Origin of the sequence: Porcipelethomonas sp. (genome assembly GCF_051893655.1) — a bacterium.
GTDB lineage: Bacteria > Bacillota > Clostridia > Oscillospirales > Ruminococcaceae > Porcipelethomonas.
Genome location: NZ_JBJFHN010000119.1, coordinates 22,335 through 31,218 on the forward strand (window position 1 = coordinate 22,335; position 8,884 = coordinate 31,218).

Consider the following 8,884-nt stretch of genomic DNA (forward strand, 5'->3'; position numbering starts at 1 on the left):
TACTATGCTTGAAAATTTCACTGAATTTATGAGTGAAATGGCTGATAAGCTGTCAGCGTTTAAAGAAATTATATCTGCCGTCGGACTGCTTGTTGTGGATATATGTGCTCTTGTAATAATCTGTTTCTGTGTCAAGGAAAAAAAGACTGTTCAGAAGCAATGGGGAAAAGCTGCACGGCATATGGTTTTAACAGATTTAAGCGGAGAGTTTATATTTACTCTCAATTCACAGGAGGTTCTGATGGGCAGACACATATCCGCCGATCTTCGCTTTCCGGATATGTCTGTTTCCAGATATCACGCTCTGCTGAGCTTTGAGAACGGCATCTGGACCATTACAGATCTTGATTCGACCTCGGGGACTTTTGTAAACGGGCAGAGAATAAAACAAAAAAAACTCAGGAATAATGATGAAATAAAAATAGGAAAAAAAATACTATATATAAGGAGGATGAAAGCGTAAATGTATAAAAATGGACTGTTTTACGGAGGAATAACAATGCTGTCACTGCTGACGCATATTTCTCTTCTTGCTATAGTATTTGTCAAAGGCGAATATGACAATATATTTGATCCGGTATTGCTTTCAGTTGCTGTTTTGGGACTTGATATAGTATACTTTTGCATACTTAAATTTTTAAAGCAGAATACATATACTTTTGATATTTTATTTATAACTCTTCTGAATATGAGTGTTATTTTTCAGTCTTGTTTCGGAAAAGTGGGATTTGCTGTAAAGCACTATATTTTTGCAGTTGCTGCTCTTATATGCTGTCAGATAGGATACAGACTTGTTCAGGATTATAAATTTATTGAAAAACATAAATATATATTTTATGGTATTATAGGAGTACTTATAATTTCAATAATTCTGTTTACAGGAAGCAGAGGCATGTGGATTAATCTGGGTTTTATTACCATTCAGCCTTCTGAATTTATCAAGCCATTTTTTGTGCTTGTATTTGCAACATCTCTTGCTGCACAGCAGAACAAGAAAAAATTAATCGGAAATATAAAAATAGTATGTGATAACTGGATTCTGCTTGGTATTACAGGACTGATAGTTCTTCTTCAGTGGTGGTGCAGAGATCTTGGAAGTCTTCCGACATTTGCAGCAGTAGCTGCATGCGGATTTATAATGAGAATATGCTATCCTAAAGCAAAACTTTCAAAAAAAATGCTTATTGGAATAGGCATTGCCGGTCTTGCAGTAATTATAGTTGCCCTGAAATTTGCTCCCGGATATGTTCAGGACAGACTTCATGTTGATATATGGAGCGATCAGACAGGAAACGGATGGCAGCAGTGTCAGGCACTGATTGCAATTGCAGAGGGAGGATGGTTCGGCAAAGGTCCGGGACATGGTAGACTTTACAAGGTTCCGGCAGCTGATACAGATATAGTATTTTCTTCGATCAGTGAAGAATGGGGGCTGCTCACTGCATTGCTTGCAGTTTTTATGATAATGCTTATAATTGTTACATCGCTGATAAACAGACCACGTTCATATTTTCATACAACACTTACAGTGGGTGTTTCAGCTGTATTCGTAGCACAAATGGCACTTAATATATTCGGATCATGTAATATGATTCCATTTACCGGCGTTACGATCCCCTTTATTTCACAGGGCGGAAGTTCTATGCTTTCCTGCGGACTAATGGCGGGATTTTTAAAAGCAGGTCAGGCAATGGTTTATCCGGTACCGGAAAAGCGTCCGGTTCCAAATCAGAACAGGAGAACAGTATGAAAAGTTTAAAGCGCGGAAGCAATCTTATAACTTTAATGCTTCTGGTATTTATAATAGGGCTGTGTTTGCTGGTAGTTAAAATCCAGATGGAGGCATCGTTTTATATCAGCAATTCAGGCTCAAGAAATTTAGGATATATTTACGACAGAAATGGTGATATTATTTTTGATGATAATGCACAGGAAGGTCAGTATGAAGACGGTTATTTCAAGGATCTTGGCAATCTTATAGGTGATGCAAGCGGTCAGATGACCAATACTCTTGTTGCAAGGAATATTGAAAAACTCAGCAATTACAGCTTTACCTCGGGAATAACCAATAAAGGAGGCAAGGCTGCAATTTATTCAACTATAAATCATGATGCAAACGAAAAGGTATACAGTGCTTTCGGAGATAAGGAAGGCTGTGCCATTGCTTATAATTACAAGACAGGAGAGATTCTTATTTGTGTCAGCCGACCTTCGGTTGATCCTTTGAAGGGATATGAAGATCTTGAGGAAGGAAGTCTTTTATGCAAGGCATTTTATAAAACTGTTCCGGGCTCTACTCAGAAAGTTGCTACTTTAATTTCAGCAACAGAAACCATGGGAATGGATAAGCTTATGGAAAAATCATACACCTGTAACGGAGTATATACCAATAAAACTGGTCTTGATATTGTTTGCCATAATTCTTACGGACACGGTACTCAGAATATCCGTGAAGCTTTTGCCAACAGCTGTAATCCTTTTTTTGCACAGTTGGTTGAAGATCCTGACTGGTCTCTTGCAGACATTGAAAACTGCTATAAAAAGCTTGGATATTCAGTAAACGGTTCTCAAGAGGGAGAAATATCCATTGACGGTATTATAAGCGAAAAGGCCTCTACAACTCTTTCAGATAAAAATGAATTTAACACACAGTGGAGCTGTATAGGTCAGGGAACTTCTCTTGTAAGTCCATGCCAGATGATGATGTGGCAGAGTGCAATTGCAAATGAATCGGGAAAATCCACAATGCCGTATCTTATAGATCATGTTACTAATGTAAACGGACGTACTGTTGAAACCGCTTCTACCAGCTATTCTGAGCAGCTTTTCACAGAAAAGACAGCATCTGATGTAAAAGACATTATGCTTGAAAACGGTCTTAATTATACAGGAAAAATTCCGGGATATACATTAGGCGTAAAAAGCGGTACTGCACAGGTAAAAGACGGTGAAGAGGAAAATTCCCTTCTTACAGGATTTGTTGATGATGAAGATTTTCCGATAGCTTTTGCAATTTTAATTGAAAACAGACAGTCCTATGACATTTCAACTGAGAGCATAGCTTCTGTGATTCTGGATAGTTTAAATTAAAGAAATTCATGTTCAGTTTAAAAAATTATTATATTCCTATTGACAATTTTAAAAAAATAGTGTATCATAAACTTACAATAAAAGGGAGTAGCCGGCAGGGAAACCTGTTTATGACTGCGTCAGTACGATTAATTCATTAATCCGTGGCATATCTAAACGGCAAGACTTTTGTTGAAATCAGTTTTTACATGCAATATATGTATTGTAAGGATTGGTTTCGGCAAAGGTCTTTTTTTATTACCCACAAAAAATAAAAGGAGCGTAAATATTATGAAAAGTTACCAGATTCAAAAGGATAAGCTTATTGAACAGCTGGGGTCATCTGTAAATGGTCTTACTGATGATGCGGTTGAGCGTAATCAGAAGAAGTATGGCAAAAATGAGCTTAAAGAAAAAAAATCCAAAAGCGTACTTATGATTTTTCTGGAGCAGTTTAAGGATTTTCTTGTTATTATACTTATTATTGCAGCAGTAATATCTGCAATTTTAGGAGATGTGGAAAGTACTGTTGTTATCCTTGCTGTAATTACCATGAACGCTGTAATTGGAACTATACAGACTGTTAAAGCTGAAAAATCACTGAACAGTCTTAAAAAACTGTCAGCACCTGGTGCAAAAGTTATTCGTAACGGAAACACGATTGTTATTCCTTCAGATGAAGTAACCATAGGTGATATTGTAGTTCTGGAAGCAGGCGATTTTATATGTGCTGACGGCAGAATTATAGAAAATGCAAGTCTTAAAGTAAACGAAAGTGCATTGACAGGCGAAAGCGTAAACGTTGAAAAAACTGATGAGGAATCTGATAAGGAACTTCCTCTGGCTGACAGAACAAATATGGTTTATTCCGGAAGCTTTGTTTCCTATGGAAGAGGAAAATTTATTGTAACAGATATTGGAATGAATACTGAAGTTGGAAAAATTGCCGGATTAATAAATGATGCCAGTGAAAGAAAAACTCCTCTTCAGGTAAATCTTGATAATTTCGGAAAAAAACTTTCAATTGGTATTATGATAATCTGTGCAATTGTTTTTGGTTTAAGTGTATTCAGGGGCGAAAAAATAATGAATGCATTTTTATTTGCAGTAGCATTGGCAGTAGCTGCAATTCCGGAGGCATTAAGTTCAATTGTGACTATAGTTCTTTCCTTCGGAACTCAGAAAATGTCAAAAGAAAATGCAATTATAAGAAAGCTTCAGGCGGTTGAAGGACTGGGAAGCGTATCAGTAATCTGCTCTGACAAAACAGGAACGCTGACACAGAATAAAATGACCGTTAAAAAATTCTATGCTGACGGTGAAATAATTGATTGTGAAAAAGGAAATTTTGAAAATGATCATCAGAAAAGACTTTTGCTTGCAGGTATACTTTGTAATGATTCAGTATGTAAAAACGGTACTGAAATCGGAGATCCTACAGAAACAGCTCTTGTAAATTTCGGACTGAAATATAATTTTAATTTTGAACGCATCCGTGAAAAGTATCCTCGTCTCGGAGAAATTCCTTTTGATTCTGACAGAAAGCTTATGTCTACAGTACATGAAGTCAACGGATCGCTTACAATGATCACAAAAGGTGCGGCAGATGTTCTTCTGGACAGAATGAAACTGACTGAAAAAGAAAGAAAAGACATTATTGAAGTTACTGGAAATCTTTCTTCCCACGGACTCAGACTGCTTGCATTCGCATATAAAGAAACAGAAAAAACTGACATTTCAGTTTCAGATGAAAACGACCTTGAATTTATGGGACTTATTGCTATGATGGATCCTCCGAGAGAAGAATCAAAGGCGGCTGTTGCAGAATGTATAGGCGCTGGTATAAAGCCTGTTATGATAACAGGAGATCATAAGGTTACTGCTGCCGCAATTGCAGCAGAGATAGGTATTTTAAAGGACGAATCTGAAGCCGCAGAGGGCTGTGAAATTGATGATCTTACAGATGAGCAGCTTAAAGAATATGTTCCCACAAAATCAGTCTATGCCAGGGTGTCTCCTGAACATAAAATCAGAATAGTTAAGGCATGGCAGGACAGAGGCAATATTGTTGCCATGACTGGTGACGGAGTAAATGATGCTCCGGCTCTTAAACAGGCAGATGTAGGAGTTGCAATGGGCATTACAGGAACTGAAGTTTCAAAAGATGCAGCATCAATGGTTCTTGCAGACGATAATTTTGCTACTATCGTAAAAGCCGTTAACAACGGACGAAATATATATGCCAATATAAAACGTTCAATACAGTTTCTTTTATCAGGTAATACTGCCGGAATATTTGTAGTTCTTTTTGCATCCCTTGCGGCACTTCCTGTTCCGTTTGAAGCAGTCCATCTTCTTTTTATTAATCTTCTTACTGATTCACTTCCGGCTATAGCTCTGGGACTTGAACCGCATACCAGTGCTGTAATGAAAGAAAAACCACGTCCTGTAAATGAATCAATTCTCACCAGATCGTTTATGACAAGTGTTTTGTCAGAGGGACTTATAATAGCAGCAGCAGCGATTATATGTTTTCTTTTCGGACTCAAAACAAATCCGTCTGCGGCAAGTACAATGGCATTCGCAAGTATATGTCTTTCAAGACTTATACATGGCTTTAACTGCAAATCGGACAGTCCGGTTTTATTTACAAAGAAGTTTTTTAATAATAAATATCTTTTTATGGCATTTGGTCTGGGACTTATTTTACTCTGCCTTGTAATGTTTGTACCGGGCATTTCCAGTGTGTTCAAAATTGAAGCAATAAGCACAATACAGGCTGCATTAATTGCCGGAACATCATTGGGAACAATGCTTTTAATACAGCTTTGTAAGCTTATAAAGAAGATTTTAAGGAATCATTAAAAAATACTTTTGGCATTGAAATATTTAAATGATTATGCTATAATAATCCTGTAATTACGGGCAGAGCAGAAAATTTTAATCTGTCTGTCCGACTTTTTATAGGAGAACTTTAAATTATGAAATCTGATGAAAATACCTACAAATATCTTATATATCTGACAAAATGTGCTATAAATGATATTCAGCCGGATGACAAACCAGACACTGTTGATTTTAATAATTTATTTGAGATTGCAAAATTTCATAAAATTGCTAATACTGTTTTTTATAGTATTGACAAGCTCAGAGAAAAACCGGAAAAGGAACTTTACAGTAAATGGAAATATATTCGGGACGAATTAATTGCAAAAGATATTATTCAGCATGCTGAGTTTGATAAAATATGCACTGCTATGGCAGAAAACAAAATTAATATTCTGCCGCTTAAAGGAATAGAACTTAAAAACCTCTACCCTGCTTCAAATATGAGGTTCATGTCCGACCTTGATATACTTATTAATAAGGAAAATGCACATCAAGTTCATGATATAATGAAATCCTTAGGATATAGCTGTGACAATTTTTTAAAAGGTAATCACGATGTTTATTTTAAAAAGCCTTATATGAATGTGGAAATTCACAGGGAACTTGTAAGTCCGGTATACAGTCAGTTTTATAATTATTTCAAAAATGGATGGGATAAAGCTTATGAACAAAAACCATACATATATGAATACAGCGTCGATGACAGCTTTATATTTTTAGTTTCTCATGCGGCAAAGCATTTTTTAAAGTCCGGTACAGGAATTCGTACAGTTATGGATATCTATATTTATATGAAAGCAAATAAAGATCTTATGGACATGGATTACATAACCGGAGAGTTTAAAAAAATCGGAATAGAAGAAATATTCCAAAATTTTCTTTGTCTTTCTGAAAAATGGTTTGGCAGCGGAGCAAAGTGTGATGAAAAATTTGAAAAGTCAGTTCTTTCAAGCGGTATTTATGGAACAATTGAACAGCAGATAAATAACTCCATTAAAGAAAATGGAGAGAGATTTTATATTTTAAAAAGAACTTTTCCGTCCTATACCATGATGGCTGACCAGTTTCCGGTACTGAGAAAACTTCCGTTTCTTTTGCCGTTTTTATGGATATGGCGGCTGATTTATTCTGTTGTAATGAAAGGCGGAAAAGTCAGAAAAGAATTAAATATGTACATAAAACGTAACAAGGGAGGAACTGAATAATCATGCTGCAAACAGCATCAGAATTTATCAGCAGATGTTTTTTAGTAATTCCGGTTTTATTAATAATATATTTTATAATAATAAATATTATTTCATTGATTATATTTTATATTGATAAACAACGTGCCATAAAGCATCAATGGAGAATACCAGAAGCCACGCTTTTAACTGTCGCCTTTATTGGCGGAAGCTTTGGAGCATATGCTGGTATGAAGCTTTTCAGGCATAAGACAAAGCATGCAAAATTTTATATATCAGTCCCGTTGTTTATGTTGCTTCATATTATAATTATTGTTATGGGGATTTATGGAATCACATTGATATAATAAGTTAAATATAAAACGGTTTTTCTTTTTTCAATGTATTGATTTATGAAAAATAAATGTAAAAAGGTGTTAATTGCACTTCCCTTTTAAATACAAAAATATTATAAGTATTGACCAAACAGGTTAAATTTATTCAAAATTTGAAAAAACACTTGATTATGAACGAAAAATGTTATATAATAAATGCATATGCTGTATTAAGGTTGATTTAATCGCCTTAAAACGAAAGGAGTAATTATATGATTTATTCTAATGAAGTAGAAAACATGTGTCCTGTCAGACAGGGCGTTGCTCATGGCGCAGCTCCGATTCCGGAAGAGGCAAAATGGGTAAAGGCAACCCAGATCACTGATATTTCAGGCTTTACACATGGTGTGGGCTGGTGTGCTCCGCAGCAGGGTACCTGTAAGCTTACTCTTAATGTTAAAGATGGTGTTATTCAGGAAGCTTTGGTTGAAACAATCGGATGCTCTGGTATGACTCATTCAGCTGCTATGGCTGCTGAAATTCTTCCTGGAAGAACTATCCTTGAAGCTCTGAATACTGACCTTGTCTGTGACGCTATCAACACAGCTATGAGAGAACTTTTTCTCCAGATCGTTTATGGACGTTCACAGAGTGCTTTCTCTGAAGATGGTCTTGTAGTAGGCGCTGGTCTTGAAGATCTCGGTAAGGGGCTTCGTTCTCAGGTAGGTACAATGTATGGTACTCTGGCAAAGGGTCCTCGTTACCTCGAAATGACAGACGGTTATGTTACAGGTATTGCTCTTAACGAAGATGATGAAATCATTGGCTATCAGTTTGTAAACTTCGGCAAAATGATGGATTTCATCAAGGGCGGAGATGACGCAAACACAGCTTTTGAAAAAGCTAAGGGTCAGTACGGAAGAGTTGCTGATGCAGTTAAAATTATTGATCCGAGAAAAGAATAAGGAGGATTTGTAAAATGGCTTTATTTGAATCATATGAAAGAAGAGAAAAGCAGATTCTCGCTGTTCTTGAACAGTACGGCATCAAGACAATTGAAGAATGTGCTGATGTTTGCAAGGCTAAGGGTCTTGATATATACAAGCTTGTTGAAGGAATTCAGCCTATCTGTTTTGAAAATGCAAAGTGGGCTTATACTGTAGGCTGTGCTATTGCTATCAAGAAGGGCTGCACAAGAGCTGCTGACGCTGCTGCCGCTATCGGTGAAGGTCTTCAGGCTTTCTGTATCCCGGGTTCTGTTGCAGATCAGCGTAAGGTAGGTTTGGGTCACGGTAATCTTGGCAAGATGCTCCTTGAAGAAGATACAGAATGTTTTGCATTCCTGGCAGGTCATGAATCTTTTGCAGCAGCAGAAGGTGCTATCGGTATCGCTGAAAAGGCTAACAAGGTTCGTAAAAAACCTTTAAG

At 36.5% G+C, this 8,884-nt stretch carries 8 protein-coding genes; all 8 read left to right on the plus strand.

Annotated features, from left to right (window positions below):
- Nucleotides 1-4 precede the first annotated feature (4 nt).
- Nucleotides 5-463: an FHA domain-containing protein gene (locus ACI4WO_RS06925; protein WP_439806827.1), complete on the plus strand. Its 459-nt coding sequence runs from the start codon at nt 5-7 to the stop codon at nt 461-463.
- Nucleotides 464-1,750, plus strand: coding sequence for an FtsW/RodA/SpoVE family cell cycle protein (locus ACI4WO_RS06930; protein ID WP_439806828.1), 1,287 nt, complete (start codon nt 464-466; stop codon nt 1,748-1,750).
- On the plus strand, nt 1,747-3,090 hold the full coding sequence (locus tag ACI4WO_RS06935) for a penicillin-binding transpeptidase domain-containing protein (protein WP_439806829.1): 1,344 nt from the start codon (nt 1,747-1,749) through the stop codon (nt 3,088-3,090). Before ACI4WO_RS06930 ends, ACI4WO_RS06935 begins: the two co-directional genes overlap by 4 nt.
- 267 nt (nt 3,091-3,357) lie before the next feature.
- Entirely contained in the window at nt 3,358-5,934 is a 2,577-nt protein-coding gene (locus ACI4WO_RS06940; RefSeq protein WP_439806834.1) for a cation-translocating P-type ATPase, read from the plus strand.
- 116 nt (nt 5,935-6,050) lie between these two features.
- Nucleotides 6,051-7,163: a nucleotidyltransferase domain-containing protein gene (locus ACI4WO_RS06945; RefSeq protein ID WP_439806830.1), complete on the plus strand. Its 1,113-nt coding sequence runs from the start codon at nt 6,051-6,053 to the stop codon at nt 7,161-7,163.
- Nucleotides 7,164-7,165: 2 nt separating this feature from the next.
- The gene (locus ACI4WO_RS06950) at nt 7,166-7,489 is read left to right on the plus strand and encodes a DUF1294 domain-containing protein (protein WP_439806831.1); all 324 of its coding nucleotides are present in this window, start codon (nt 7,166-7,168) and stop codon (nt 7,487-7,489) included.
- A gap of 239 nt (nt 7,490-7,728) precedes the next feature.
- A complete protein-coding gene (locus ACI4WO_RS06955; RefSeq protein ID WP_439806832.1) occupies nt 7,729-8,421 on the plus strand; it encodes an iron-sulfur cluster assembly scaffold protein in 693 nt (230 codons plus the stop codon).
- A 14-nt stretch (nt 8,422-8,435) separates the two neighbouring features.
- Nucleotides 8,436-8,884 (plus strand): GGGtGRT protein (locus ACI4WO_RS06960; protein ID WP_439806833.1); only part of this gene is annotated, 449 nt, incomplete at its 3' end.